Annotated in this window: 24 protein-coding genes; 7 read left to right on the plus strand and 17 right to left on the minus strand. The window is 63.5% G+C overall.

Translation table 11 applies throughout. The features are described from left to right. Nucleotides 1-8 precede the first annotated feature (8 nt). Together rfbB and FQ746_RS08910 are read right to left on the minus strand one after the other, a co-directional pair. Nucleotides 9-1,070, minus strand: coding sequence for a dTDP-glucose 4,6-dehydratase (rfbB, locus tag FQ746_RS08905; protein WP_144108572.1), 1,062 nt, complete (start codon nucleotides 1,068-1,070; stop codon nucleotides 9-11). 279 nt (nucleotides 1,071-1,349) lie between these two features. After that, nucleotides 1,350-2,261, minus strand: coding sequence for a GDP-mannose 4,6-dehydratase (locus tag FQ746_RS08910; protein ID WP_144108573.1), 912 nt, complete (start codon nucleotides 2,259-2,261; stop codon nucleotides 1,350-1,352). A 204-nt stretch (nucleotides 2,262-2,465) separates the two neighbouring features. Between FQ746_RS08910 and FQ746_RS08915 the strand changes: the two genes are divergently transcribed. Next, nucleotides 2,466-3,344 (plus strand): symmetrical bis(5'-nucleosyl)-tetraphosphatase, encoded by an 879-nt coding sequence (locus FQ746_RS08915; protein ID WP_144108574.1) that lies wholly within the window; start codon nucleotides 2,466-2,468, stop codon nucleotides 3,342-3,344. Between the two features lie 33 nt (nucleotides 3,345-3,377). Here the strand turns inward: FQ746_RS08915 and FQ746_RS08920 are convergent, their stop codons facing one another. The 8 genes from FQ746_RS08920 to FQ746_RS08955 form a co-directional block, all read right to left on the minus strand. Continuing rightward, nucleotides 3,378-4,250 carry a lysophospholipid acyltransferase family protein gene (locus FQ746_RS08920; protein ID WP_144108575.1) on the minus strand — a complete coding sequence of 291 codons (873 nt, stop codon included), beginning with the start codon at nucleotides 4,248-4,250 and terminating at the stop codon, nucleotides 3,378-3,380. 25 nt (nucleotides 4,251-4,275) lie between these two features. After that, complete coding sequence (locus tag FQ746_RS08925) at nucleotides 4,276-5,583, minus strand: dihydroorotase (RefSeq protein ID WP_144108576.1); 1,308 nt, start codon at nucleotides 5,581-5,583, stop codon at nucleotides 4,276-4,278. Nucleotides 5,584-5,683: 100 nt separating this feature from the next. After that, on the minus strand, nucleotides 5,684-6,706 hold the full coding sequence (locus tag FQ746_RS08930; RefSeq protein WP_144108577.1) for an aspartate carbamoyltransferase catalytic subunit: 1,023 nt from the start codon (nucleotides 6,704-6,706) through the stop codon (nucleotides 5,684-5,686). A 121-nt stretch (nucleotides 6,707-6,827) separates the two neighbouring features. Further along, complete coding sequence (gene pyrR / locus FQ746_RS08935; protein ID WP_144108578.1) at nucleotides 6,828-7,373, minus strand: bifunctional pyr operon transcriptional regulator/uracil phosphoribosyltransferase PyrR; 546 nt, start codon at nucleotides 7,371-7,373, stop codon at nucleotides 6,828-6,830. Further along, a complete protein-coding gene (gene ruvX / locus FQ746_RS08940; RefSeq protein ID WP_144108579.1) occupies nucleotides 7,360-7,800 on the minus strand; it encodes a Holliday junction resolvase RuvX in 441 nt (146 codons plus the stop codon). Before ruvX ends, pyrR begins: the two co-directional genes overlap by 14 nt. Then, a complete protein-coding gene (locus FQ746_RS08945) occupies nucleotides 7,797-8,375 on the minus strand; it encodes a YqgE/AlgH family protein (protein ID WP_144108580.1) in 579 nt (192 codons plus the stop codon). Before FQ746_RS08945 ends, ruvX begins: the two co-directional genes overlap by 4 nt. Nucleotides 8,376-8,610: 235 nt before the next feature. Next, nucleotides 8,611-10,134 carry a hypothetical protein gene (locus FQ746_RS08950; RefSeq protein ID WP_144108581.1) on the minus strand — a complete coding sequence of 508 codons (1,524 nt, stop codon included), beginning with the start codon at nucleotides 10,132-10,134 and terminating at the stop codon, nucleotides 8,611-8,613. A gap of 291 nt (nucleotides 10,135-10,425) precedes the next feature. Next, on the minus strand, nucleotides 10,426-10,596 hold the full coding sequence (locus FQ746_RS08955; RefSeq protein WP_007178992.1) for a rubredoxin: 171 nt from the start codon (nucleotides 10,594-10,596) through the stop codon (nucleotides 10,426-10,428). 334 nt (nucleotides 10,597-10,930) lie between these two features. Between FQ746_RS08955 and FQ746_RS08960 the strand changes: the two genes are divergently transcribed. The 3 genes from FQ746_RS08960 to cysC all read left to right on the plus strand — a co-directional run bounded on the left by FQ746_RS08960 (nucleotide 10,931) and on the right by cysC (nucleotide 13,869). Beyond that, the gene (locus tag FQ746_RS08960; RefSeq protein WP_144108582.1) at nucleotides 10,931-11,791 is read left to right on the plus strand and encodes a hydroxymethylpyrimidine/phosphomethylpyrimidine kinase; all 861 of its coding nucleotides are present in this window, start codon (nucleotides 10,931-10,933) and stop codon (nucleotides 11,789-11,791) included. Nucleotides 11,792-12,013: 222 nt separating this feature from the next. Then, a complete protein-coding gene (locus FQ746_RS08965) occupies nucleotides 12,014-13,228 on the plus strand; it encodes a sulfotransferase family 2 domain-containing protein (protein ID WP_144108583.1) in 1,215 nt (404 codons plus the stop codon). A 17-nt stretch (nucleotides 13,229-13,245) separates the two neighbouring features. Next, nucleotides 13,246-13,869: an adenylyl-sulfate kinase gene (gene cysC / locus FQ746_RS08970; RefSeq protein WP_144108584.1), complete on the plus strand. Its 624-nt coding sequence runs from the start codon at nucleotides 13,246-13,248 to the stop codon at nucleotides 13,867-13,869. A 143-nt stretch (nucleotides 13,870-14,012) separates the two neighbouring features. Here the strand turns inward: cysC and groL are convergent, their stop codons facing one another. From groL to FQ746_RS08985, 3 genes are all read right to left on the minus strand, one after another. Then, nucleotides 14,013-15,653 (minus strand): chaperonin GroEL, encoded by a 1,641-nt coding sequence (gene groL, locus FQ746_RS08975; protein WP_144108585.1) that lies wholly within the window; start codon nucleotides 15,651-15,653, stop codon nucleotides 14,013-14,015. A 52-nt stretch (nucleotides 15,654-15,705) separates the two neighbouring features. Continuing rightward, entirely contained in the window at nucleotides 15,706-15,996 is a 291-nt protein-coding gene (gene groES / locus FQ746_RS08980) for a co-chaperone GroES (RefSeq protein ID WP_007178996.1), read from the minus strand. 280 nt (nucleotides 15,997-16,276) lie between these two features. Beyond that, nucleotides 16,277-17,770, minus strand: a complete 1,494-nt coding sequence (locus FQ746_RS08985) for a PLP-dependent aminotransferase family protein (RefSeq protein ID WP_144108587.1) — start codon at nucleotides 17,768-17,770, stop codon at nucleotides 16,277-16,279. Nucleotides 17,771-17,901: 131 nt separating this feature from the next. Here FQ746_RS08985 and FQ746_RS08990 point away from each other — a divergent pair, with 131 nt between their 5' ends. Beyond that, the gene (locus FQ746_RS08990) at nucleotides 17,902-18,639 is read left to right on the plus strand and encodes an NAD-dependent epimerase/dehydratase family protein (RefSeq protein WP_144108619.1); all 738 of its coding nucleotides are present in this window, start codon (nucleotides 17,902-17,904) and stop codon (nucleotides 18,637-18,639) included. Further along, nucleotides 18,636-19,184 (plus strand): cupin domain-containing protein, encoded by a 549-nt coding sequence (locus FQ746_RS08995; protein ID WP_260853949.1) that lies wholly within the window; start codon nucleotides 18,636-18,638, stop codon nucleotides 19,182-19,184. The genes FQ746_RS08990 and FQ746_RS08995 overlap by 4 nt, the downstream gene beginning before the upstream one ends. Before the next feature lie 105 nt (nucleotides 19,185-19,289). On the opposite strand, the gene argC is transcribed toward FQ746_RS08995, so the two are convergent. Next, a complete protein-coding gene (gene argC / locus FQ746_RS09000) occupies nucleotides 19,290-20,225 on the minus strand; it encodes an N-acetyl-gamma-glutamyl-phosphate reductase (RefSeq protein ID WP_144108589.1) in 936 nt (311 codons plus the stop codon). Nucleotides 20,226-20,352: 127 nt separating this feature from the next. On the opposite strand from argC, the gene FQ746_RS09005 reads away from it, so the two are divergent. Next, nucleotides 20,353-21,237 carry a LysR family transcriptional regulator gene (locus tag FQ746_RS09005; protein WP_144108591.1) on the plus strand — a complete coding sequence of 295 codons (885 nt, stop codon included), beginning with the start codon at nucleotides 20,353-20,355 and terminating at the stop codon, nucleotides 21,235-21,237. Between the two features lie 21 nt (nucleotides 21,238-21,258). Here the strand turns inward: FQ746_RS09005 and FQ746_RS09010 are convergent, their stop codons facing one another. From FQ746_RS09010 to FQ746_RS34740, 3 genes are all read right to left on the minus strand, one after another. Next, complete coding sequence (locus tag FQ746_RS09010; protein WP_260853950.1) at nucleotides 21,259-22,359, minus strand: class I SAM-dependent methyltransferase; 1,101 nt, start codon at nucleotides 22,357-22,359, stop codon at nucleotides 21,259-21,261. A 103-nt stretch (nucleotides 22,360-22,462) separates the two neighbouring features. Continuing rightward, nucleotides 22,463-24,358, minus strand: a complete 1,896-nt coding sequence (locus tag FQ746_RS09015) for a hypothetical protein (protein ID WP_144108593.1) — start codon at nucleotides 24,356-24,358, stop codon at nucleotides 22,463-22,465. 91 nt (nucleotides 24,359-24,449) lie between these two features. Beyond that, nucleotides 24,450-26,098: beta strand repeat-containing protein (locus tag FQ746_RS34740; RefSeq protein ID WP_409932386.1), on the minus strand; the 1,649-nt coding region annotated here is incomplete at its 5' end.

Genomic DNA, 26,098 nt, shown 5'->3' on the forward strand with positions numbered 1-26,098 from the left:
CCGTGCCTTTACGCGCGCTGCGCGTAGTTGGTCTCAACCCATTTGCGATAGTCGCCGGAAGCGACGTCGTCCGACCATGCCTGATTGTCCAGATACCACTGAACCGTTTTCGCGAGGCCCGTTTCGAACGTCTCCGCCGGCTTCCAGCCGAGTTCGCGTTCGAGCTTGCGAGCGTCGATGGCGTAACGGCGGTCGTGGCCGGGGCGATCCGTCACGTAGGTGATCTGGTCGCGGTACGAAGCGCCGGCCTTCGGACGGAACTCGTCGAGCAGGTCGCACAGCGTGTGCACGACTTCGAGGTTCTTCTTCTCGTTCCAGCCGCCGACGTTATAGGTCTCGCCCGGCGTGCCGCGCGCGAGCACTTCGCGGATGGCGCTGCAATGGTCGCCCACGTACAGCCAGTCGCGCACGTTCTGACCGTCGCCGTACACCGGCAGCGCCTTGCCCGCGAGCGCGTTGGCGATCATCAGCGGAATCAGCTTTTCGGGGAACTGGTACGGGCCGTAGTTGTTCGAGCAGTTCGTGGTGAGCACCGGCAGACCATACGTGTGATGGTAGGCGCGCACCAGATGGTCGGAACCGGCTTTGGTCGCCGAGTACGGGCTGTTGGGCGCGTACGGCGTGGTTTCGGAAAACTGCGGGTCGGTAGCGGACAGCGAGCCGAACACTTCGTCGGTCGATACGTGCAGGAAACGGAATGCGGCCTTATCGCCGGCGCTGAGCGTATTCCAGTAGCTACGGGTGGCTTCGAGCAGCGTGAAGGTGCCGACCACATTGGTTTGCACGAAGTCGGCCGGGCCGTGGATCGAGCGGTCGACGTGGCTTTCGGCGGCAAAGTGCAGCACGGCGCGCGGCTTGTGCTCGGCGAACAGCGCGTCGAGCGCGGCGCGGTCGCAGATGTCCGCGCGGGCGAACACATGGTTGGGATTACCCTGTTGCGACTTGAGCGTGCCCAGATTGCCGGCGTAGGTGAGTTTGTCGACGTTGAGTACCGCTTCGTCGGACGTATCGAGCCAGTCGAGCACGAAATTGGCGCCGATAAAACCGGCGCCGCCCGTTACCAGGATCATGAAATTCCCTTCTAGATGTTAGCGGCGGATCGGCTGGCTGCTCGCCGCTCCGCGCGCCCCGCGTTGTGGTTTTCTTGTGTTCTGGTCGGCGCCCGGGCCGCCCCGCTGCTGATTGCGGACGCTTGGACGCCATTTATGAAGCCCCGATTATAAAGCCGCCCGGCCCAAAAACGAGCACCCTAACAACTTGAAACAGCTTGACAGGTTTGGTTTCCGGGGAAATCGGACCGGCTTGCGAGGCCATACCGGCGACCGTCCAACGATGCCCCGACGCCGGCCTCAGGCCGCCAGCATCCAGCGCAACGTGTCCATGAACGGAATTGATTCGACCGCCGGCACCAGCGTGCGCAACCGCGCCGGCGAACCGGCCAGCATCTTCACGTCGGTTTGACGGACGAAGGCCGGATTGACGTGAACCTCGAGTTCATGACCGGTCAGATCGCTCGCTGCGGCGAGAATCTCACGCAACGTGTAGGGCGTGCCCGTGCAGACATTGACGGTGTCCGCCGCGGCGTCGGAGTCGAGCAAGGCTTCGTAGGCATTCACCACGTAGCGCACGTCGGAAAAGTCGCGCGCCACGTCGATATTGCCCAGTTCGATGGCGGGCTCGCGGCGGGCGAAATGCTCGACGATTTTCGGGACGAGGAAGTTCGACGCCTGGCCGCGGCCGGTGTAGTTGAACGGCCGCACGATCAGAATGGGCAGCCGGTCGAACCACGTCCGCACCATCGTTTCCATGGCCGCCTTGCTGGCCGCGTAGTGGTTGACCGGCGTGAGCGGGAAGCTTTCGTCGATGGCGTCGCTCGTCACGTTGCCATAAACGTTCGCGCTGCTTGCGATCAGCAGCTTGCGCGGCGTGTGACCGACGGCCGCGCACGCTTCCAGCAGATTCAGCGTACCGAGCACGTTGACGCGATAGAAGTCGAGCGGGTCCTGATGCCCGACGAAGCTAATTGCCGCGAGATGCACGATGTAGTCCGGGCGGACCGACGCGATGACGCGCCGGCAGTTGTCCGGCGAGGTGATATCGAGCCGCACCCGCGTCTCGGTCTCGGGCCCATCGCGCCCCGCTATTGTTTCGATCACGGTATGACCGCGGCTGCGCAGCGTGTCGACCAGATAGTGGCCGGTGAAGCCACTCGCCCCGGTGACGAGCGTGCGGACCGGTTGTTTCGCATGAAGAGACGACATGCTTTCTCCGTTCACGAGGGTCATCCTGTTGTAGTGCAATAACACGAGCCATGCGGCGAATTGCCGACGATTCAGCGCTTTCCGGCCATGCGCGATGCGTTATCCGTGCAGCAAACGGGCTATTATGTCACGCTCGCTTGCTGCACTGCCCAACCCGGCATGCTCCGTGCATCACTGCGTGTATCGAACCGCACCGACTCCCCGATGACACCTTCCCAAGCTTCTGCGCCAACCCCGTCGCCCCGTCCGGTCCCACTTGCATTCGGCGATCTGCAGGGCTGTCGCAAACCGTTCCAGCAACTGCTGGCCAAAGCCGCGCCATCGGCCGACACGCCGTTGTGGTTCGCGGGCGACCTGATCAATCGCGGCGCCGAATCGCTGGCGACGTTGCGCGACGTGATCGCGCTGGGCGAGCGGGCGGTGCCGGTGCTGGGCAATCACGATCTGCATCTGCTGTCGGTGTCGGCGGGTATCCGCAAGTCGAAAAAAGGCGACACGATCGACGAGATTCTCAACGCGCCCGATGCCGCCGATCTGCTCGAATGGGTCCGGCATCGCCCGCTCGCCCATTTCGAGGACGGCATGCTGATGATCCATGCGGGTCTCCTGCCGCAATGGGACGTGAGCCTGACGCTGGAACTCGCGGACGAACTGCAGCGCGCCCTGCGCGCGCCGAACTGGAAGGAAACGCTCGCGGGCCTGTACGGCAACGAGCCGAACCGCTGGAAACCCGGCTTGAAGGGCATCGACCGGTTGCGGCTGACCTGCAGCGTGCTCACGCGGATTCGCTTCTGTAATGCCGAAGGGGTGATGGATTTCAGCAGCAGCGGCGGTTTGAACGCGGCGCCGGCGGGCTGCATGCCCTGGTTCGACGTGCCCTCGCGCAAGACCGCGGATGTCACCGTGGTGTTCGGTCATTGGGCCGCGCTCGGTTTGACCCTGCGCGACAATCTGCTCGGACTGGATTCGGGCTGCGTGTGGGGCGAGAAGCTCTCGGCGGTGCGGCTGGCGCGCGACCCGGCGGAGCGCACGCTGACTCAGGTCCAATGCGAAAGTTGCCGCGCTTCGGGCGGCGGCAACTGAGAGGTTGAACGAAGCTTGGGCTTGGGCCCAGGCCTAGGCCGAACGGCCTGACTGATCGACCGGCTCGTCGGGTGCCTGCGGCTGCATGCGAGGCGGCACGCTCGAGCCACCCTGCTCCGCGAACAACGCGCCCGCGCTGGCCGTACCGTTCTGCATCTCGCGCAGCGCCGCACCGATCACCGCTTCCGCCTGCGCGGCCAACGTCCGCCGGTCGGGCCCCGCCGCCAGCGGTGCGCCGACATACACGTGAGCGGTCAACGGACCGCCTTGCAGCAGCAGATTTAGCGAATCGGCCAACGAGAGATCGTCGATATAAGCCGGCGCAGTGGATTGCCGCCCTTGCGCGTCTTCGTACAGGATGCACAGCGGTTGCACCGGCGCCGCGGCCGACACCGCCGCCTGGAACAGGTTCGCGTGAAACGGCAGGAGCGCGAGTCCGCTGGAAGTGGTGCCTTCGGGGAACACGCACATCAATTCGCCCGCGCTCAAACGCTGCGACAATTCATGCATGATGCGCTTCGCGTCGCTGCGCTTTTCGCGCTGGATGAACACCGTATCCAGTTGCTGCGCGAGCCAGCCGACCACCGGCCAGTTGCGGATTTCGGCCTTCGAGACGAACGGCGTCGGCCGCCACGCGTTGATCACGTAGATATCGATCCACGAGATGTGATTGGCGACTACCAGCGCGCCACGCTCGAGCCGCGCCCCGTCGTTATGCACGACGAGGCGCATGCCGCAGAGGCGCAGCATTTTCAACGACCATTCCCGGTTGAGCATCTGGCGCCGCTCGGCGCCGGCATTCGGAAAACGGGTCGCCACGATCCACATGCCGTGCAGCAGATGCGCGACGAGACGCGCTTTCTTCCAGGCCAGTGACGTCGATGACGCGGGGGGCGCGTTCTGCATGGTCGGCGTTTTCTTTGACGGACGATTAGCGCTGCTCGAAGGCGATGTGACCCGACACCACGGTGGCCCGCACACGCGCCGGCAACTCGTAGCCGAGGAACGGCGAGTTGTGCCCCTGGCTCTTCAGCGCGCGCGGCTCGACGCGCCAGTAAGCGTGGCGATCGAACACGCACAGGTCGGCCACGCTGCCCACCGCGAGGCGACCGGCGACTGGCAGGTTCAGCACGTCGGCCGGCGCGGTGGTGATGCGGTTAAACGCTTTGGCGAGCGGCAAGCCCGCTTCGTCGGCCCACTTCACCGTCAGCGACAGGAACAGCTCGAGGCCGGTCGCGCCCGGCGTGGCTTCGGCGAACGGCAACAGCTTTTCGTCGTCGTCCACCGGCGTGTGATCCGAACAGATCGCGTCGATCGTGCCGTCGACCAGCCCCGCGCGGATCGCTTCGCGATCGCGCTGCTGGCGCAGCGGCGGATCGAGCCGGAACTGCGCGTCGAAGTAGCCGATGTCGAGGTCGATCAGGTGCACGTGGTTGATGGTCACGTCGCACGAGACCGGCAGGCCTTCGGCCTTGGCCGCGCGCATCAACTCGATGCCCGCCGCCGACGATACGTGCGACAGATGCACGCGCGCGCCCGTCACGCGGACCAGTTCGAAAATCGTGTGCAGCGCGATGGTTTCCGCCGATACCGGCACGCCCGACAGGCCGAGACGCGACGCCAGCGGCCCGCTCGCGGCCACGCCGCCGCGGCCGAGATACGCGTCCACGGGACGCAGCCACACGGTGAAGCCATACGTCTTCGCGTATTGCAACGCACGCATCAGCACCTGCGTGTCGACCACTGGGACGTCGGCCTGCGAAAAGCCGATGCAGCCCGACTCCGTCAACTCGACCATCTCGGTGATGACCTGCCCTTTCAGCCCGACCGTCAACGCGCCGAGCGGGTACACGTGCGCCTGGTTCAGATTGCGCGCGCGGAACTTGAGCATTTCGACGAGACCGGGTTCGTCGAGCGTCGGATCGGTGTCCGGCGGACAGACGAGGCTGGTCACCCCGCCCGCGAGCGCCGCCGCCATTTCGGATTCGAGCGTGGCCTTGTGCTCGTAGCCCGGTTCGCGCAGACGCGCGGACAGATCGACGAGACCCGGCGCGATGTGCAGGCCGCGTGCGTCGATCGTGCGCTCGGCCTGGAAGCCGGCCGGTGCGGCCGGTGCGGCCGGTGCGTCCGGTGCCTTACCGAGGCCGACGATCTTGCCCGCGGCGATGAATACGTCCTGCTGCTGTTCGGTGCCCGCTACCGGATCGATCAGCGTGCCGCCTTGAATATGAATCTGCATGCGCTGCCTTATTTTTCCACTAGGTGTTCAGCTGGTTTCTGCGTAACTGGGTGTTCGTGCGTCGGTGCGTCGGTGCGTCGGTGCGTCGGTGAGTTACCGCTCAATCGTGATTGCCCGCGACGATGCCCATCACCGCCATGCGCACCGCGATGCCGAACGTGACCTGATTCAGGATCACCGATTGCGGACCGTCGGCCACCTGCGAATCGATTTCGACGCCGCGGTTCATCGGGCCCGGGTGCATCACGATCGCGTCGGGTTTGGCGAGCGCGAGGCGCTCGGGCGTCAGCCCCCAGCTCTTGAAATATTCCTGCGCCGACGGCAGCAACGCGCCGCTCATGCGCTCGTTCTGCAGTCGCAACATGATGATCACGTCGACGTCTTTCAGACCTTCGTCGAGATTGTGGAACACCCGCACGCCCATCTGCTCCAGGCCGCCCGGCAACAGCGTGCGCGGGCCGATCGCGCGCACTTCCGGCACGCCGAGCGTGGTGAGCGCGTGAATGTCGGAGCGCGCCACCCGCGAATGCAGAATGTCGCCGACGATCGCCACCCGCAGATTCGTGAAGTCCTTCTTGTAGTGGCGGATGGTGTACATGTCGAGCAGACCCTGGGTCGGGTGTGCATGACGGCCGTCGCCGGCGTTGATCACGTGCACGTGCGGCGCGCAATGTTGAGCGATCAGGTACGGCGCGCCGCTCGACGCATGGCGCACGACGAACATGTCGGCATGCATCGCCGAGAGATTGTTGATCGTGTCGAGCAGCGATTCGCCTTTGCTGGTGGACGACGCGTTGATGTTCAGATTCAGCACGTCCGCCGAAAGCCGCGTGGCGGCGATTTCGAACGTGGTGCGGGTGCGCGTCGAGTTCTCGAAGAACAGGTTGAACACCGACTTGCCGCGCAGCAACGGCACCTTCTTCACCTCCCGGTCCGTCACGCTGACGAACTGGTCGGCGGTATCGAGAATGTGATTGACGATCGCCTTCGGCAAACCTTCGATCGACAACAGATGTTTGAGCTCGCCGTTTTTCGTGAGCTGCGGATTGCCTTTCAGGAAGCCATGACGGAAGCGCGCGGCGCTATCGGCTGGATCCTGCGGGGCCTGGGTGGCGGTGTTCATGAGTTACCTGCTTGAAATACGGGCTTCAACGTGGTCGATGTCGATGCGCACTGCTGGTCTGCCATGGCATTGCGAGCCACGGCGGCGAGAAGATCGACGCGCTCGACGAGCGGGACGCGCTTCAATCGACGCGTGCTTCGGTATGGAAGGAGAAACGCGGGCCATCGGCGGCGGACTGTTCGTCGCGTGCCAGCACCAGGGTCGCGTCGGCGGGCACCTGCACCACGCCGCCGACGAAGCGCGCGGCTACCGGCAACTCGCGGCCGCCGCGATCGGCCAGCACGGCCAGTTCGACGGATGCCGGACGGCCGTAGTCGTACAACTCGTTCAACGCGGCGCGGATGGTGCGGCCGGTGTACAGGACGTCGTCCACCAGCACGATGCGGCGGCCGTCCACTGCGAACGGCAACGAGGTCGGGCTCGCCTGCGAGTGCAGGCCTTTTTTCGCGTAGTCGTCGCGATGCAGCGCGACGTTCACCACGCCGAAGCTCGGCAGGTTCAGGTCGCGGGCGAGACGCTCCGCCAGCCACGCGCCGCCGCTATAGATGCCGGCGAGCACTGCGCCGTCGGCGTTCGGCGCACTGCCGGCACCGAGCTGGTCACCGTACACCGCACGAATCTGGTCGAGCAAGGCGCGATAGAGCGCTTCGGCGTCAATGGAACTCATGATCGTCGGAAAGTCCGTCTAGATATTGCTGGAGGATGATGCTGGCGGCTTCGGCGTCGAGCAGATCGGCGCGGCCGATGCCAGCGCGGATTCCCGCTTTCGCCTCGACCGACGAATAGCGTTCGTCGACCCACGTGACCGGCAGGTTGAAGCGGCCGTTCAGCTGATTGCCGAAGCGTTTGGCCAGTTGGGTCATCTCGTGCGGCGTGCCGTCCGGGTGCATCGGCAATCCGACCACCAGTGCGTCGGGCTTCCATTCGGCGATCAGCTTGCCGACTGCCTCGAAGCGATATTCGCGGCTGCGGTTCTGCACGATGACCAGTGCCCGCGCGCTGCGCGTAAGCGAATTGCCGACCGCCACACCGATGCGTTTTTCGCCATAGTCGAACGCAAGCAGCGTCGCCTCACGTCCGGCCGTGAGGCTCATGCGTGCCCCGCCTCGCCCGACAGCATGGACAGCGAAATGCCGAGCAGCGCGAGGGCGGCTTCGAGACGTTCTTCGGCGGGCACGTCGAAAACGATTTTCGGGTCTGCCTCGACCGTCAGCCAGCCGTTCTTCGAGATTTCTTCTTCGAGTTGACCCGCACCCCAGCCGGCATGGCCGAGCGTGAGCAGAAAACGCTCCGGACCGGTGCCGCCCGCCACCGCTTCGAGCACGTCTTTCGAGGTGGTCATTTCGAGGCCGCCGGGCACCGACATCGACGACGTGTAGGCGTTACCGTCTTTCGGGTCGTGCAGCACGAAGCCGCGCTCGGTTTGCACCGGGCCGCCGAAATAAACCGGAACGTGGAGAAGGGGTTCGATCTCGAGTTTGAGGTCGATGCGACTGAAGAGCGCTTGCAGGTCGATATCGGTCGGCCGGTTGATGACGAGGCCGAGCGCGCCGCGCTCGCTGTGATCGCAAAGGTAGACCACGGTTCCCGAAAACGTCGGATCGGCCATGTTGGGCATGGCGATGAGGAACTGGTTGGTCAGATTGATGCGATCGGTACTCTTGGACATAGTTCGGATTTTAACAAAGACGATGCGGGATGGCGGGCTTTGAGCGTGGTACCGCGAGATGTGTCGTGAAGTCTGCCGCGAGCCATCGACGGCGAATCAGGTTGCACTCTATCACGCACGCGCGCGAGCGCCACCGGGCATGCGAAGCGGTTTGGCGGTGGGCGTCGGCGCGGGCATTGATGCGGGGGATGGGTGCGGGCGGCCGGGAGTTGCGCGCTTCGGCTCGCGGTGCGGTTCACGACCTGCCGCGTGCGTCGCCTTTTGCTGCGCCGGAGCCGCCATGCTCGATCGCGCGGGTCAGCGTCGAAAGCGCAATCGCGTTGGCGGCCGGCGCAACGCCCGCCGCCACCTTGTGCAACATCGCGCGCAACGCTTCGGCGCTTTGTTCGAGGGTTGCGGCGGACGGCGCGTCGAAGCCGCGTTGGCCGCGCTGGTTCTGTTGCTGGCCCTGTCGTTGCTCCCACCCCTCCTGGTGTTGCTCCTGCAAAGCCACTGCCGCGTGCGCGCGCCGACGCCATGCGAGACCGAGCGTGTCGGCAAGCACCGCAACGTGACCGAGGCCTAGCGCGCAGGCCGCAGCGCCGAGTCGGGAGGCCGCATCGCCGGCTTGCAACGCGGCGCCGGGTTCGAGTCTGTCGGGATGATTCGCCGCGCGTGCATGGTCCGTCAGCGCGGAAATCGCGGCATCGGCAGTTTGCAGAAAATCTTCATAGGCCTGCGTGCCGACGGTCAATACACCGAGATCGCGCGTCAACGAACTTCGCGCGGCGCTAATCGCCTGCGCCTGCAACGCGCCCGCCTCCCACAGCGCCTCCGAATCCTGCGTGCCGGCCACGTGCCAATCCACCGTCAGGCCATAGTCGCGCAGCACATCGACGTGAGCGGCGTCTTCGGCGGCGGCGCCGAACAGCGCGTAGTCGCGCCAGAGCAGCGCCAGCGTCGCGCGCACCAGCGAACGGGGCGCGTGCTGCACACCGCGCGCGTGATCGGCCAAGGCCAGGTTGCAACGTGCGTAGAAACGGCGGGCGTCGGTGTCGTTGTTCAGTGCGCTCGGGACCCCTTGGCCCCCTTGGCCGCTGATGCGGCCGCTCTGCCGCAAGCTTTTCGCGCAAGCCTGCGCGAGTCGCCAGAAGTCATACGGATCGGGGCCGATGAGTTCGGCGATCACGGCATCGATTTCGTCGAGCGCCGCCTGGGTGAGCGCATAGACCGCCGCGCTACCGCTACTGGCTTGCGAGCGCAGCACGGGTAGCAGCGCACGCTCGAAGCGCGCCCGCAGATGGGCCAGCCGATCGGCCGACTGCGCATGCAGCGACGCCAGCGGGACGGCACGGGCGCTCAACGCCAGATCGTCGAAGGTCACGCCGGGACCCGTGGCGGGATCGGATAACTGCGTGCAGAGCGATCGGTAGTGATCAAACAGCGTGGGCGAACAGGCCAATTCGCGCAGATTGTGACGCTCGAGCGCTGCCCGAAAGTCCTGCAAGGCCGCGCCGAATGCCGGGCGCGCGTTATCGGGATCGGACGGGTCGGCCGTAACGGGCGACAGGCGGACGAGCGCGTCGATATAACGCTGGGCGCTGAACCAGCCGGCGCTGCGCAGCGCGTGCGAAGCACGCAGCAGCGCCGAGGTGCTCTCGCCATATTGTTCGAACGCCAGCAACGCTTCGGCGAGCGCGAGTTCCGCGGCACGGACCGCGCCGCCGCGCGGATTCGGCAAGGCGTCGAAAGATGCGGGTTCAGCAGGTCGAAGTGGCATGGGCGGTCCGCAGGGAATCGACCGGGTCGCTCTATGCGCTGCCTTACACTGATCGGCTAACGCGCGAACCGTCGACAGGACAATGACAGGCTATCGTTGGAATACGGCGCGAGCGAACTGTTCAGCGCGCCGGGTCGGCGGAGGGTTAGCGGATAGCCGCAAACGGTGCTTGTTTCCGGCCTGGCTGGCGCCCCGCGAGGCGGATGCTGCCGTCGATGGCCGGTCTTAAAGAAGTCGGCCCACTAAGCATCCCACTGCGCAGCCCACTAAGCAGCCCAACCCGCGCCGACTTCAGATCTGGACCATCTCGAAGTCTTCCTTGCGCGCGCCGCATTCCGGGCAGGTCCAATTAATGGGAACGTCCTCCCAGCGGGTGCCCGGCGCGATGCCTTCCTCCGGCAAACCGGCTTCTTCGTCGTAAATCCAGCCGCAAATCAGGCACATCCAGCTTTGATATTCCATTCTTGAGTCGCGTCGTAGAGTCCGGGGAAATGGGAGCCATGATGGTACCGTGTTGCCGCCCCAATGCCTAGCAATCAGAAGGGTCTCTCGGGATGCGGCAAAATGCGGCGCGTCCATGGGCCTCGTGGGTTTGCGTCGGGTCCGGGCGGCGCTCCCGGCTCGTCGGCGGGTTCATGCGTCGGCATGGCGATCAGGGACGCGGCCGGCGCGCAAATCTTCAGGTTAGCCAAAGCCGCGGCGATGCAAAAAAACGCCCTCGTCACGGTTTAGGCCGCATAATTGAGCCGATTGCGCACCGTCTGCGCTTAAAAACAGCTCCTTTTTGTAAATCTTCATGCCCAGCGACACGCCCCCGATCGTCCTCACCTTCGGCCTTTCCGATCCCACCGGCGGCTCTGGCCTGCAAGCCGACCTGATGACTCTGGCCAGCATGGGGTGCCACGGCGTCTCGGTACTCACCGGCTACACCGTGCGCGACTCGGCCAGTTGCGACGAAGTCACCGGACTCGACCCCGAAGTCGTCGCCACCCAGGCGCGCATGCTGCTCGAAGACATGCCCATCGCCGCATTCAAAGTGGGCGCCTGCACCCGCGCCGAGGTGGTCAGCGCGATTGCCGAAGTGGTCGCGGATTACGACGACATTCCGCTGATTCTCGCCCCCGACTTCACGCTCGACGACGAGCACGTGCTGGCTGCAGACGAATTGCGCGAAGCCATCGCCGACCTGCTGGCGCCGCAAACCACGTTGCTGGTCGCCGACTCCGCCACGCTACTGGCGCTTGCCCAACCCGACGGCGACGCCGAAGCACCCAGCCTCGACGCGGCCATTTCGCACCTGCTCGCGCAAGGCTGCGAATACATCCTGTCGACGGAAACCGGCACGCACCGGCTCGTCAACACGCTGTTCAGCGAAGACGGGCAACTGCGCCAGGACATGTGGGACCGCGGCAGCAATCGCATCATGGGACTGACGGACACGCTCGGCGCCGCCATCGCCGCATTGCTGGCCAACGGTCAGGAACCGGCCGAGGCGGTTCGCGAGGCGCAGGAATATCTCTACCAGGCCATGCGCAACGCATTCCGGCCAGGTATGGGCGCCTACATGCCGGATCGTTTTTTCTGGGCCCGCAGCAGCGACGACGACACGCCGCCCACCACCGGCAAAGACGCAGCACCAGGCGAAGCGCGCCACTGAATCCGCGCGTGCAGACTGGCCGCCTGTTTCCCCGATAACCCGCATTCGTGCGGGTTTTCTTTTGCATGGCGCGAATTGCGGAATGCATGGCGCCGCAGATTTAACGCGGAATTTATCCATTTCACATCGATTTCGGATGTTAGAAAGCGTAATTAATCGTTACAACATCCGCGGATTACCACGCTAAACTTTGACGATCGTGTGACAAGGAGGTGATGCGATATGTCCGCACCAATCTTCTTCATTCATCCGCCGAAGAGTGGGGGGTCGACTGTCGTATCGTTTTTCGAATTGAATCTGGGAAAAAGCGGCTTCGTTCAATTCGAATGGGATCGGCCTGGATGGGAGAATTGCCGCAGTCGACTTTTGCAAACAGGCGCGGGCGGCGGCCATTTGCCGTATGGCATTCACCGGGATCTCAAAATCGCTCTGCGCTATTGCGCGATTTTGCGCGATCCGCTTGCACGGCAAATATCGCATTACCGATATGCGTTAAATGGCAAGAATGGCGCAGTGGAACTCGGCGCGAGCGTTTCGTCGCTGGAAGCATTGGTGCGCCGTGGCAATCTGACGCTCGACGAATGGGTTGGCGAATCGATGAATGGCGGCAATAATCTCTACGTGCAAATGTTGAGCGGCCGGCCAATCGTCGACCAACAGAGCCTCGAACTCGCCAGAATTCATCTCCGCCGGCATATCACGACGTTTGGCTTTTGCGAAAATATCAGCGAATTTCTATTGCGGCTTTGCGGCACGACCGGACTGCGCCTCCCCTTCTATTTCGAAACGAATAAGACTTGCGGAACGGCAGAACAGAAACTGCATTTAAGCGAAACGGCGAAGCAAGATTTTATCGAGCAGAACAGTCTCGATTACCAGCTTTTTCACGAAGCCAAAGAGGACGTCGATAGATACGCTAAAGACACGGGCAGTATTTTCACGAAAGCATTGGAACTGGTCCAAACGATTCAGGCGGAGATTAATCGCCTGGACAATCCGTACCTGTACAACACTATCCTTACCGGCTTCGACGACGCGTTTCTCGCGAAGGTGTGTGCGCTCATCCGCCAGTACGATCTCGAACCGTTGCGCGCGTATCTGCAGTTTGCACACGAGCACCGGCCAGTCATGGCCGACTTTTACGAAGGCCACGTCGACACGGTCCAGAACGGCGCGGTATCGGGCTGGGCCGTCAACCTCAGCCAGCCGGAAGCGAGCGTGCCGCTCGAAGTGCGCGCGGGAGCACGTGTCGTAGCGTGCGGCTGGAGTGGCGAGTCGCGGCCCGACGTAGCCCGCGCCGGCTTCCCCAGCGCGCAAGTCGGATTTTCGATTCCGCTGCCGGCCGATCTCACCGATACTTTTCAAGTCGCGATTGCCGGCTCGCCGGAATCGCTGAGCAACGCAGGACCCTGGCGCCAAGGCTGGCACTGCGCCTGACAGAAGGACACCCCCAGATGGAATCTCCCGTTTTCCTGCAACGCAGCCATGGCGTCGTCACCAGCCGCGACCGCATGCAGATTTTCCGCCAGAAGCCGGTCACCGTCTGGTTGACCGGCTTCTCCGGCGCCGGCAAATCGACGGTTGCGTTTGCGCTCGAACAGCAACTCGTGGCGCTCGGTCATGCCTGCTACGTACTCGACGGCGACAACATCCGTCACGGCCTTGCACGTGACCTCGGATTTAGCAGCGACGACCGGCGCGAAAACATTCGCCGTGTCGCCCATGTCGCGCAATTGATGAACGACGCCGGACTCATCGTGATCTCGGCACTCATTTCACCGATGCTCGAAGACCGTGCGATGGCGCGGGAGATTATCGGCCCGGAAAAATTCATCGAAACCCACCTGTCCGCACCGCTCGACACCTGTGTGCGGCGCGATCCGAAAGGCCTCTACGCGAAAGCGCGCGCGGGAGAGATTGCGTCGTTCACCGGCATCTCCGCGCCTTACGAAGCGCCGATCGATCCGGAACTGCGGATCGACACTGGCTCGTCGACACCCAAGGAAAGCGTCGCGGAACTGTTCGCCTATTTGCACGCGCACTGCGTGGTCGATCCGGATCGCCAGCAAGTCGTGTGATATCGCGAGCCCCAAACAAAAAACCCGCAGAGATGCGGGTTTTTTGTTTGGGGAGCACGCCTTGCAGCGTACTTCCCATGACACCAGACCATGCATGTTCGAATGAGCCTCGACTCGGGTTGCAAGCCGAGGCCCGACGGACTTTACATGTCCATGCCCATGCCGCCCATGCCGCCGGGCATACCGCCGGGCATCGGAGCATCGTCCTTCGGCAGTTCGCAAACAGCTGCGTCGGTGGTCAACAACAGGCCAGCGACCGAAGCTGCGTTTTGCAGTGCCGTGCGCGTCACCTTCGTCGGGTCGACCACACCTGCGTCGACCAGGTCGACGTACTCGCCCGTTGCTGCGTTGTAGCCGTAGTTGCCCGTACCAGCTGCAACTGCTGCCACCACGACGCTGGCTTCTTCGCCGCCGTTCGTGACGATCTGACGCAGCGGCTCTTCCATCGCGCGCAGCACGATCTTGATACCTGCGTCCTGATCGGGGTTAGCACCCTTCAGACCGGTGATGGCCGTACGTGCACGGATCAGTGCAACGCCGCCGCCTGCCACGATGCCTTCTTCCACAGCTGCGCGCGTTGCGTGCAGTGCGTCTTCGACACGTGCCTTCTTTTCCTTCATTTCGACTTCGGTCGCAGCGCCGACCTTGATCACTGCAACACCGCCGGCCAGCTTGGCCACGCGCTCTTGCAGCTTTTCACGGTCGTAGTCCGACGTCGCTTCTTCGATTTGCGTGCGCACTTGCTTCACACGCGCTTCGATGTTGGCCGCTTCGCCAGCGCCGTCGATGATCGTCGTGTTTTCCTTGCCCACTTCGATGCGCTTCGCTTGGCCCAGTTCGGCCAGCGTTGCCTTTTCGAGCGTCAGGCCGGTTTCTTCAGCGATGACCTGACCGCCGGTCAGGATCGCGATGTCTTCCAGCATGGCCTTGCGGCGATCGCCGAAGCCCGGAGCCTTCACAGCCACCGTCTTCAGAATGCCGCGGATGTTGTTGACCACCAGCGTTGCCAGTGCTTCGCCTTCGACGTCTTCTGCGATGATCAGCAGCGGACGGCCAGCCTTGGCGACCTGTTCCAGAACCGGGAGGAGGTCACGAATGTTCGAAACCTTCTTGTCGTGCAACAGCACGAACGGGTTTTCGAGCACGGCAACTTGCTTGTCCGGGTTGTTGATGAAGTACGGCGACAGGTAGCCGCGGTCGAATTGCATACCTTCGACGACGTCCAGCTCGTCTTGCAGCGACTTGCCGTCTTCGACGGTGATGACGCCTTCCTTGCCGACCTTGTCCATTGCTTCAGCGATACGATCGCCGATGGACGAATCGCTGTTGGCCGAAATCGAGCCGACTTGAGCGATTTCCTTGTTGGTCGTGCAGGGCTTGCTGATCTTGCGCAGTTCTTCGATAGCAGCGAACACTGCCTTGTCGATACCGCGCTTCAGGTCCATCGGGTTCATGCCCGATGCGACGTACTTCATGCCTTCGCGAACGATGGACTGGGCCAGAACCGTAGCGGTCGTGGTGCCGTCGCCTGCGTTGTCGCTGGTCTTGGAAGCGACTTCCTTGACCATTTGTGCGCCCATGTTCTGGAGCTTGTCTTTCAGTTCGATCTCTTTCGCGACCGACACACCGTCCTTGGTGACCGTCGGGCCGCCGAAGCTGCGTTCCAGGACAACGTTGCGACCCTTCGGGCCCAGCGTGACCTTCACAGCGTTCGCGAGGATGTTCACGCCTTCAACCATCTTGGCACGGGCGGAATCACCGAATACGACGTCTTTAGCTGCCATCTTCTAACTCCTTGAATTCTTGGGATATAACCGGGTAAGTAGCGCTTTGCGCTTACTTCTGCACCACGGCCATGATGTCTTCTTCGCGCATGACGAGCAGTTCGTTGCCGTCGACCTTGACGGTCTGGCCTGCATACTTGCCGAACAGAACGCGGTCGCCCACCTTCACGTCCAGGGCGATTTGTGCACCCTTGTCGTCGCGCTTACCCGGGCCGACTGCCAGAATTTCGCCTTGATCCGGCTTTTCTGCTGCGGCTTCGGGGATCACGATGCCCGACGCGGTCTTGGTTTCTTGATCCAGACGTTTGACGATCACGCGATCATGCAAAGGACGAAGGTTCATACATACTCCTCTCTTGATTGAGACTGAAGAACGCTGAGAAAACCCGATTGGCTGCGCCAACCGGCGATGTTGTTAGCACTCTCGTGCAGCGAGTGCTAATTATATGGACGGGTGGTGACAAATTCAAGAAGCGATGCAGGTCGCAGTCGAAATTGTTCTGGAATCGGGCCTGGGTAGGGTTTCATCCAGGTTTAACCCCTATTTGTCCAACTCTGAACTCGCAGACCCGGCAGGGTTCCCGACGCGCGCTCATCATCACGATGTCTTCGGCATCAGACAATCACCGCGCCAGCACACGCGCGAGAGCGATCACTCCAGCTTCGATCGCGTCGCGGCCGACCGAGGCAAAACCCAACACCAGCCCCGACGGAGCCGGACGGTCGATCGCGTAAAGCGACAGCGGCCGTGTCTCGACGCCCTCGAGCGCGAGGCGACGCGAGACGTCGGCGTCGTCGATGCCGGGCGGCAGGAAGGCCGGCGCATCGAGTCCCGCAACGATTCGGGGAACCGTCAGCAAGCCGGAAAGATGCCGCTCCACAGAGCTTTCCAGCGTTTCGGCCCGCTCGCCGTACAGCATGCGCATGCGCCGGATATGGCGCCCGAAATGGCCGTCGGCGATGAATTCATGCAACACCGACTGCTGATCTGACGGAACATGCCGGGCCGTCAACGACAACGCGGCCACGAACGGATCGATCAACCGGTCGGGCACGATCGCATACGCAGTCCTTAATCCAGGAAACAGCAATTTGCTGAATGTGCCGCAGTAGATCACGTGTCCATCCCGATCGAGGCTCTTCATCGCGGCCAGCGGATTGCCCTCGAAGCGGTACTCGCTGTCGTAGTCGTCCTCGATGACGACGGCGTCCCGATCCCGTGCCCATTCGAGCAGCGACAGCCGCCGTTCGAGCGCGAGCGGCGCTCCGAGCGGCGCTTGCCGCCCCGCGGTGACGTACGCGAGACGCGCGTCGGGCGCGTGCTGTCGCGCCCATTCCACGTCGATACCACCTGCATCCACGGGCACACCGACAACCCGGGCGCCCGCAGTTTCGAGCACGAAGCGCGCGCCCGGGTAGCCGGGATCTTCGATCCACGCGGCGTCGCCCGGATCGAGCAGCAGACGTGCGGTCAGATCGATCGCCTGCTGGACGCTGCCGAGCATCACGACGCTATCGGCCGCGCACGCGATGCCACGGGACATGCCGACATACCCGGCAATCGCCTCGCGTAGCGGCCGATATCCTTGCGCCTCACCGTCACCCAGCAGATCGCGTCGAGAGCGGCGCGTGCGTTTCGCTGCCAGCCGCGCCCACAGTTCGAACGGAAACGCATCGAGATCTGGCGAACTGGCACGAAAAGCGCGAGCGGGACTCGTGCGGCCGCCCGCCTGGAACGGGGTCCGCGCAAGCAGACGGCCGCGGACCGACAGCGTTATCGAACGGGGTTGCGCGCCGTCGACGCCAGCCCGCTTCCCGACTGACCGGGGCTCACTGCTGTCGCTGCGTTGATCCGGCAGTTCGGGCGCGACGAAACTGCCTCGTCCGACGGCGCTCGTCAGATAGCCCTCGGCCTCGAGTTGCGAAAACACGCCGAGTACCGTTCCGCGCGACAAGGCAAAGCGTGCGGCGAGATCGCGCGACGATGGCAGACGGGCCCCTGGCGATAGCCGGCCGGTCAAAATCGCCGAACGCAGTTCGTCGTATAACCAGCGTTGCAGCGGCATACCGTCTGGCCGTGGCGCCAGCGCAAGGTCGATGTGTTCAGCTCGGCGCATGATCGCGCTCCATAATGGCTCAATCGATTTCCCGAAATTGGATCTTTTGCGCAACCATTAACCACCCTATCCTGCTTTGCGTCAAGCGCGCGACAGACCGCTGTCGGCGCATTGCAGACGGGAGAAAAGAGATGAAACACAGGGTTTTGGTGGCTGGAGCGAGTGGCGCCATTGGCGCTGCACTGGTACCCCTACTCATTAAGGCGGGCTATGCAGTGTTCGGCACCACGCGACGCGCCGACCGCGCAAAAACGCTTGCAGACGCCGGTGTCACGCCGGTCGTCGTCGATGTATTCGATGCGCTCGCGCTACACGACGCGCTGGTTCGCATCGCGCCGCACAGCGTGATACATCAATTGACCGATTTGCCGCACGGGCTCGACCCTGCCCGCATGGCTGAGGCAGTGGCGGCCAATGCCAGGATACGCGACGAGGGAACGCGAAACCTGATCGCCGCGGCCATTGCGGCCGGTAGCAAACGGATGATTGCGCAAAGCATTGCGTGGGCGTATCGACCCGGCGAGCGGCCCTACGACGAAAGCTGCGCGCTCGACATCGATGCGCAAGGCCCGCGCGGTATCAGCGTGCGGGGCGTCGCGGCCCTGGAGCACCACGTACTGAACACGGCACTGCTAACTGGAACGGTGCTGCGGTACGGACAGATTTACGGTCCTCGCACGGGCATCGAGGTCGCTGCCGGCTCGAGCCCACTGCATGTCGAAGCTGCCGCGTATGCGGCGTTCCTCGCGCTTGAACGAAGCAGATCGGGGATCTACAACATCGCCGGCGACGACGCCGAGGTCGACAGTGCAAAGGCGAAGCGCGAGCTGGGCTGGTCGCCGGACCTGCGAGCGGGGACACCTGTATGACCCCGCTCGCCCTGCCACTTCGCGCGCGCCTGCCTCGCCTGCCAGGCAAGCCCACGATGCTCGCGGCGATGGCAGTCGTTTCGCTGACGCTCGGCCCGGCAGCGCCGCGCTCGGCGATCGACTGGTTTTCCGGCATGTGCGGTAGTCGTCACGATCCACTGTTGTCGAGCGCATCGTTGGCTGCCGGCGTGACCAGCCGGCCGGCCTCGACCGTCAAGGTTCTGTCCTGCGAAGCGCTGCCTGACGCGCCGGGCAAGTCGGTGACGACGGCCATCGTCGAGTTTCCGCCGCTCGGCTTTACGCCGGCGCATCGTCACCCGGGTTCGGTGACAGCGGTCGTGCTTGAAGGGACGATCCGTTCTCAACTGGCGGGAGGAGCGCCCGTCGATTACGTCAGTGGCCAAACATGGTTCGAGCCGCCCGACACGCTTCACCTGTTTGCCGAGAATCCCGATCCGACCCACCCGGCAAGGTTTCTTGCGACATTCATCGCGGATACCGGTTGCGGAAACCTGGTGCTACCACCGGACCAGGTTTCACGGTAAGACCGCAATGCGAATGTCCGCTATGAATCAATTCGAGGAGCGGTTGTCCGTTCGGCCCCGCTGTCCTGAACGATGCGGTCCAAACCCGTTCACGTTGCTTCCAGCTCACCGTGATTGCCGCGTGAGCATCAGATCCAGATTCTGAACCGCGGCACCCGATGCACCTTTGCCGAGATTATCGAAAACCGCGGCTAGCAGGACGTGTCCGTGTTCGATGTTGGCGAACACGCTCAAGCGCATGTCGTCCGTGCCGTTCAGCACCTGTGGATCCAGGTATTTCAGTGTGGACGATTCGAAGAGCGGCATGACCTGTACATGGGCCGCGTCGGCATAGTGGCGTGCGAGGCAGGCGTGCAACGTGGCGCCATCCACGTCGGGCGCGAGCAGCCGCAAATCCAGGGCCACCGTTAGCACGATTCCTTGCCGGAACGCTCCATATGCCGGGACGAAAACCGGACGCTGCGCGAGGCCGGCGTATTGCTGGATCTCCGGTGGATGCTTGTGCGCGAGCTCGAGACCATATACCTGATACGAAGGCGCTTGAGTGGCACCTTGCCCCTCGTATTCCTCCACGCCCGCACGCCCGCGCCCCGAGTAACCGGACACCGCGTAAATACTGACCGGATAGTTGTCCGGCATCAAGCCAGCCTGCAACAAGGGACGCAGCAAGCCCACTGCACCGGTCGGATAGCATCCGGGATTGGTGACACGACTTGCGTTTGCAATGCGTTCAGCCTGTCTTGGTGTCATTTCCGGAAAGCCATATGTCCAGTCCGGCTGTGTACGGTGCGCAGAACTTGCGTCGATGACTCTGACGGCGGGATTCACGATGGCGCCCACCGCTTCGCGCGCAGCGGCATCGGGCAGGCAGAGGATGGCAATGTCACACGCGTTGATGGCTTCGGCGCGACGCGTGAAATTCTTCCGTTCCGCCGCAGACAGCGTCACCACGGTCAGATCGGACCGGTCGCGAAGCCGTTCGTGAATCTGCAACCCGGTGGTGCCTTGATCGCCGTCGATGAAAACAAGGGGTGAGCTCATGAGTGGAATGCTCCGGTGGCGGGTCGATAACAGATAAAGCAGGCTGCTATCTTCGGCGCAACGCTATAATAGAGAAAGTTGAATTTCATAACCTGTTCATTCAACTTTCCTGAATCTGGAAGGCGATATGCGAGAGATCAGTCTGGACCGCTTGCGCACCCTGGTCGCGATTGCCGACCACGGCTCATTTGCCGACGCGGCGCGCGCGTTGAATCTGGCACCCCCCACGGTCAGTCTTCACATTGCCGATCTGGAAGACCGCATCGGCGCTCCGCTCCTGTCGCGAAAGCGCGGCCACGTCCGGCCGTCGGCAACGGGCGAGTTGCTGGTCGAACGCGCGCGTCGACTGCTAGCCGACGCGGAAAATGCGTTGGACGACGTTCAGCGCCAGGTTCAGGGGGTTGCCGGACGTGTTCGGCTTGGCGCATCGACCGGCGCGATTGCGCATCTCCTTCCTGAAGCACTCGACGTGCTGCGCAAGGACCATCCCGCTATCGACGTTCAGATCGCGATACTGACGTCGCAAGAAACGCTAACCCGGCTGGCCCAGGGAACACTGGATGTCGGGCTGGTCGCACTCCCTCAGCCTCCGCTGGCGGAGCTGGTCATCAAGCCCTGGCGCCGTGATCCCGTGATGGCCTTTTTGCCGGCGCACTGGCGCTGTCCGGCGCGCATCACGCCGGAATGGATCGCCAGTCGCCCGCTCATTCTCAACGACGCGACCACGCATCTCTCGCGTCTGACTGCGGAGTGGTTTGCGATCGGCGCGCAACATCCTGCACCGCGCATCCAGCTCAATTACAACGACGCCATCAAGAGTCTGGTAGCGGCAGGTTACGGCGCGGCGCTGTTGCCTCACGAGGCCCCTACCCCGATACCCGATGCGCGCGTTGCCATGCGTCCGCTACGCCCGGCGTTGTGGCGGCGGCTCGGCATTGCGCATCGCGCCGGGAACGTCGAGCGTTCGGCGCAACACGTACTCGATGCGTTGTGGGATCTGCGATTGACGTAGGCGTTACGTCCCCTTTCGCCGTCACTGGGGCTTGAGCGGTCGATTCTCGTGCTGGCCATGCCGCAAATAGTGCTCGACAGGGTCAACGCCGGCGGCGGCGACATCCGGATTGGCTGCAAGGTACGCATCCCCGTCGAAGTCATAGGGCACGACGACGGACACGGTCGTATCGAGATCGCTTGGCTGGCCGACGACGCGACTGGAATAACGGCCACCTAGCTCACGGCGTCGCGCGATGTCTGCCCGGCGCCTAGCTTGCCAGTCGGGTTCGCCAGGGCCGATTGTCGATGCCGCGGCAGCCATGCGCGCCCAACTGCTGCGGATGTACTCACGATCGCTGGAACGTCGCATCGAAACATAGAATTCAAAGTCTTCGTCCTGGGTGTCCAGAAATCCCTCGCACGCGAAATCGATCAACCCGGCGTCCGTCATGTCGCGGAAAAGCTCCGCAAACGACTTGGGCGTAAATGCCCAACAGTGAATGTCGTGATAGGTACCCTTCTCGATAATGTCGCGAGCCAACGCCACGGCGCCTTGCCAGTCGTAGTGGCGCTCGGGCACGGCCGGTATTTCGTCGCGCCAGATCTCGGCTCGCCCGGCTTTCACCACGCCGAGCGCGAAGTCGAGCATGGAATGCGGCTGCGGAACCCGCGCCTTGTTGATGTAGCTCAGCAGCACGTCAGCCAAACTGGTTTCGCGGCGAAAAATATCGAACAGGAAGCGCTTATCCGGAACGATCAGCCGAAGTTCACCTGTCGAGCGCAACACCGATGCGAGTTCATTGAGCCAGGCGATCAGATCGGGAACGTGTTCCACGACATGCGATGCGACGGCGTAGTCGACCAGCCGCCCGCGCGTGGCCTCCTGCAGCGTATTGTGTCCCCAGACGGCGTCGACATCGACAATGTGGTCGACGGTGACGTTTTCGTCGTTCTCGTATTTTTTCCGGAGTGTCGGCGTGTCGGCGTGATCGACATAAATCACCGGCTCTCCTTCTTCGCGCCTGACGAGCGGTCGGCACAACGCGCCGATTTCCAGACCGACGAGCTTCTTCGTGTCGAGTCCTGCGAGGACAATGGCTCGTCGCTCGTCGAGCGTCAGTTTCGCCAGCGGATCGTTCAAGTACCGACTCATACGTTTTCCCAAGAGAGCATGGCCGACGCTTTCGCGGTCGATCAAATCTGCAGCATGGTACTTCTTTCGGCGCGGTATCGCGAATGCGCGTTCACCCGCGCATTACCGGCACATCGAGATGCACGAGCGGCGCTCCCGACCGGCTAGCCTCGACCATCATCGCGATTCCGTCTTCGAAATAGCGGGTGAAGCGCCCGGTATCGAAAAGCGGCGCCGTGCCGAGATTCGCCGCCAGCCTGGCTCGCAGTGCGCGGCGCTCCCCGGCATCGCGTCCGAGCCGCACGGCGATCCGCACCATCTCGTCGGCATCGCGCGCAACCAGCTCCGGCAGATTCACCGCGTTCAGCAGGCTCTCGCTCACCCGCGACGCGAAATGCGAACCGCGCGCGGTGATCACGGGCACGCCGGCCCACAGCGTATCCGACGTAGTCGTATGGCCATTGCAGATGAGCGCGTCGAGCGCCGCATCCGCGAGTTGCAGACGCGCAATATGCTGCTCGGGGCGCGCGAAGCCAGAAAAAATCAGCCGATCCGGCGTGATGCCGGCGAGTGCAGCACGGCGCCGCAGATTGCGTTCGGCGGCTTCGCCCTGATTCAACAGCCATAGCACGCTGTCCGGCACGTCGCCCAGCACGCGCATCCAGACATTGAAGCTGCCGCGATCGATCTTGTACGACTGATTGAACGCGCAGAACACCACGGCGTCGTCCGGCAACCCATGAGATGCACGCGAACCCGGATCGCCGGCCACCGGCCGCTGCCGGTCGTTGCACTGATACGAATGCGGCAGACGGCAGAGCTTTTCCGAATAGAACGGCGCGCTGCTATCGGGCGTGACGAAGCGGTCGGACACGAGGTAATCGATGAACGGCGTGCCGGTGCTGCCCGGAAAACCGATATACGCAGCCTGCAACGGCGCGGGCCGATACGCCATGATGCCCAGACGTCCCCAGCCCGTGTGCCCCTTCAGGTCGAACAGAATGTCGAGCCGATCGGCGGCGATGCGCAAGGCGGCATCGGCATCGGTCATCGCGGTGATATCGATGTGATGCTCGACCGCGCGCAGAAAACGCTGCCGGTACACCGAGACGTCCGGCGGACTCGAGTCGTAAGCGAACACCTCGAAGCGTTCGCGATCGTGGGCTTCGAAGAGCCCCGCCATCAGATGCATGGTGGCGTGATTGCAGAAGTCCGACGACAGATAGCCGACGCGAATCCGCGTGCCTGCGCTATCCGCACGCGGCGCAGTGACGAGCGGCGCGACCGTCGGCAACACGCGCGCGACGTAGGCTTGGGTGACTTCGAGGTTGTACAGCTCGTTGGCGCACCACGTGAGGTGCGTCAGCGGAAATTCCTGGGTGGCCGCGTACTGGCCTTGCGCGTAATGCGCGCCGATGCGCTGCTGCAGCGATTCGATCCAGTCCCAGTCGCAGGTGAAACGCGCCGGTACCAGCGCCGCACCGAGAATGGCCGGGTCCGTACCGCCGTCACCGAGAATTTTCTTGAAGACGTCCGCGGCTTCTTCGTACGACTCGTTGCTTTGCAACAGCAGCGCCGCGTTCGACAGGTAATGCGCCTTCGTGCTGCACACCAGCAGACGACGCGCGAACGCCACGCCGTCGCGATAGCGATTCGCGTTGAACAGCGTCGTGACCAGCGCGTTCAGAATCTCGTCGTTGCCCGGATCTTCGGCAATCGCGAAGGTCAGGCACGAAATGGACTCGTCGATGCGCCGCTCGTTGCTCAGCATCAGTCCGGCGACCAGCCAGTTGCGCGCGCCGCCGCCCACCGCGCCGGCACGCCGGTACGCGTCGATCGCCGCGCCGGATTGCCCGGACAGGCGCAACGCTTCCGCCTTGAGCGTCAGCAGTCCCGGTTGATTCGGTTCCTGCTCGAGCAGCCCGGCGAGCTGTTGCAGCGCGCTGTCGGTCTGCCCGTTCTGAATCTGGTGAATCAGTACTTCGGTCAGGTTGTTTTCGGTGGCCATGTCCAGCCCGGCCTGTTACCGGTCATGAGAGAAATCCGGCGAGTATAGCCACTCGCCGGACCCGCGAAAAATGCGCCCGGCACACGCCGGTTTAAATGTTCAGATACGACACCTGCGTAGTGGACAACGCCGCCACCTGCGCATTGGTCAACGCGTTCACTTGCGTGGTCGTCAGCGCGGAGACTTGCGAGGTCGTCAACGACGACACCTGAGTGGTCGTCAACGCGGCGACCTGGCCCGTCTTCAACGCGGCGATATCGTCGTTCGACAACGCGCCCAACTGGTCGGTGCTGAGCGCCGCGACATCCGCGTTCGTCAGCGAAGCGACCTGACCGGTCGACAGCGCGGCGATCTGCGCGGTCGAGAAGCCACCCTGAACCTGCGAGGTGGTGAGCGCAGCCACTTGCGCGTACGCCAGCGCCGCCACCTGAGAGGTCGACAGCACGGAGACTTGCGTCGTGGTCAACGCGGCCACCTGGGTCGTCTTCAACGCGCCGATGTCGCCGCTCGACAACGCACCCACCTGGTCGGCGCTCAGTGCGGCCACATCGGTCGTGGTCAACGCGGCGACTTGCAGCGTCGACAGCGCGCCGACCTGCGCCGTAGAAAGCGCGCCGACTTGCGCGGTCGACAACGCGGCGATCTGCGTCGTCTTCAACGCGCCGAGTTGATCGGTCGACAGGGCGCCCACCTGGTCCGTCGTCAGCGCGCCGACCTGATTCGTGGTCAGCGCGGCAATGTCGCCGGTCGACAACGCGCCGACCTGGCCAGTGCTGAGCGTGCCCACTTGCGTCGTCGTCAATGCGGCGACCTGCGTGGCCGTCAACGCGCCGACCTGGTCATTGCTCAGTGCGCCGACCTGCGTCGTCGTCAACGCGGCGACCTGTGCCGTCTTCAATGCAGCGATATCGGTGGTGCTGAACGAACCCAGCTGATCCGTGCTCAGTGCAGCCACGTCCGCGTTCGACAGCGCTGCAATCTGGCCGGTCGACAACGCGCCGACCTGCGCCGTGCTCAGTGCGCCGACCTGCGTGGTCGTCAATGCGCCAACCTGCAAGGCCGACAACGCGCCGATCTGGTCATTGCTCAATGCACCGACCTGAGCCGTGGTCAACGCGGCCACCTGGCCCGTCTTCAACGCGGCGATTTCACCTGTTGCCAGCGCACCGACCTGCGTCGTGTTCAGCGACGTCACCTGCGCCGTCGACAACGCGCCGATCTGCGTCGTCGTCAGTGCCGCGACCTGCGCCGTGGTCAGTGCGCCGACCTGTGCGGTCGTCAATGCGCCGACCTGCGCGGTCTTCAATGCGGCGATGTCGTCCGTCGAGAGTGCACCCAGTTGATCCGTGCTTAGTGCTGCGACGTCCTTCGTCGACAGCGAGCCGATCTGCGTGCTCGACAACGCACCGATCTGCGCCGTGCTCAATGCGCCAACCTGCGTGGTCGTCAACGCGCCCACCTGCGTCGACGTCAGCGCGCCAAGCTGGTCGTTGCTCAATGCGCCGACCTGCGCGGTCGTCAATGCCGCGACCTGCGCCGTCTTCAGTGCCGCGATATCGACAGTAGTGAACGAACCCAGTTGATCCGTGCTCAACGCCGCCACGTCCGCGTTCGTCAGCGAACCGATCTGGCCGGTGGACAGCGCGCCGACCTGCGCCGTCGTCAGTGCGCCAACCTGCGTCGTGGTCAACGCGCCAACCTGTGCGGACGTCAATGCGCCGACCTGATCCGTGCTCAGTG

Source organism: Paraburkholderia sp. BCC1886, from assembly GCF_900996245.1.
Taxonomy (GTDB): domain Bacteria; phylum Pseudomonadota; class Gammaproteobacteria; order Burkholderiales; family Burkholderiaceae; genus Paraburkholderia.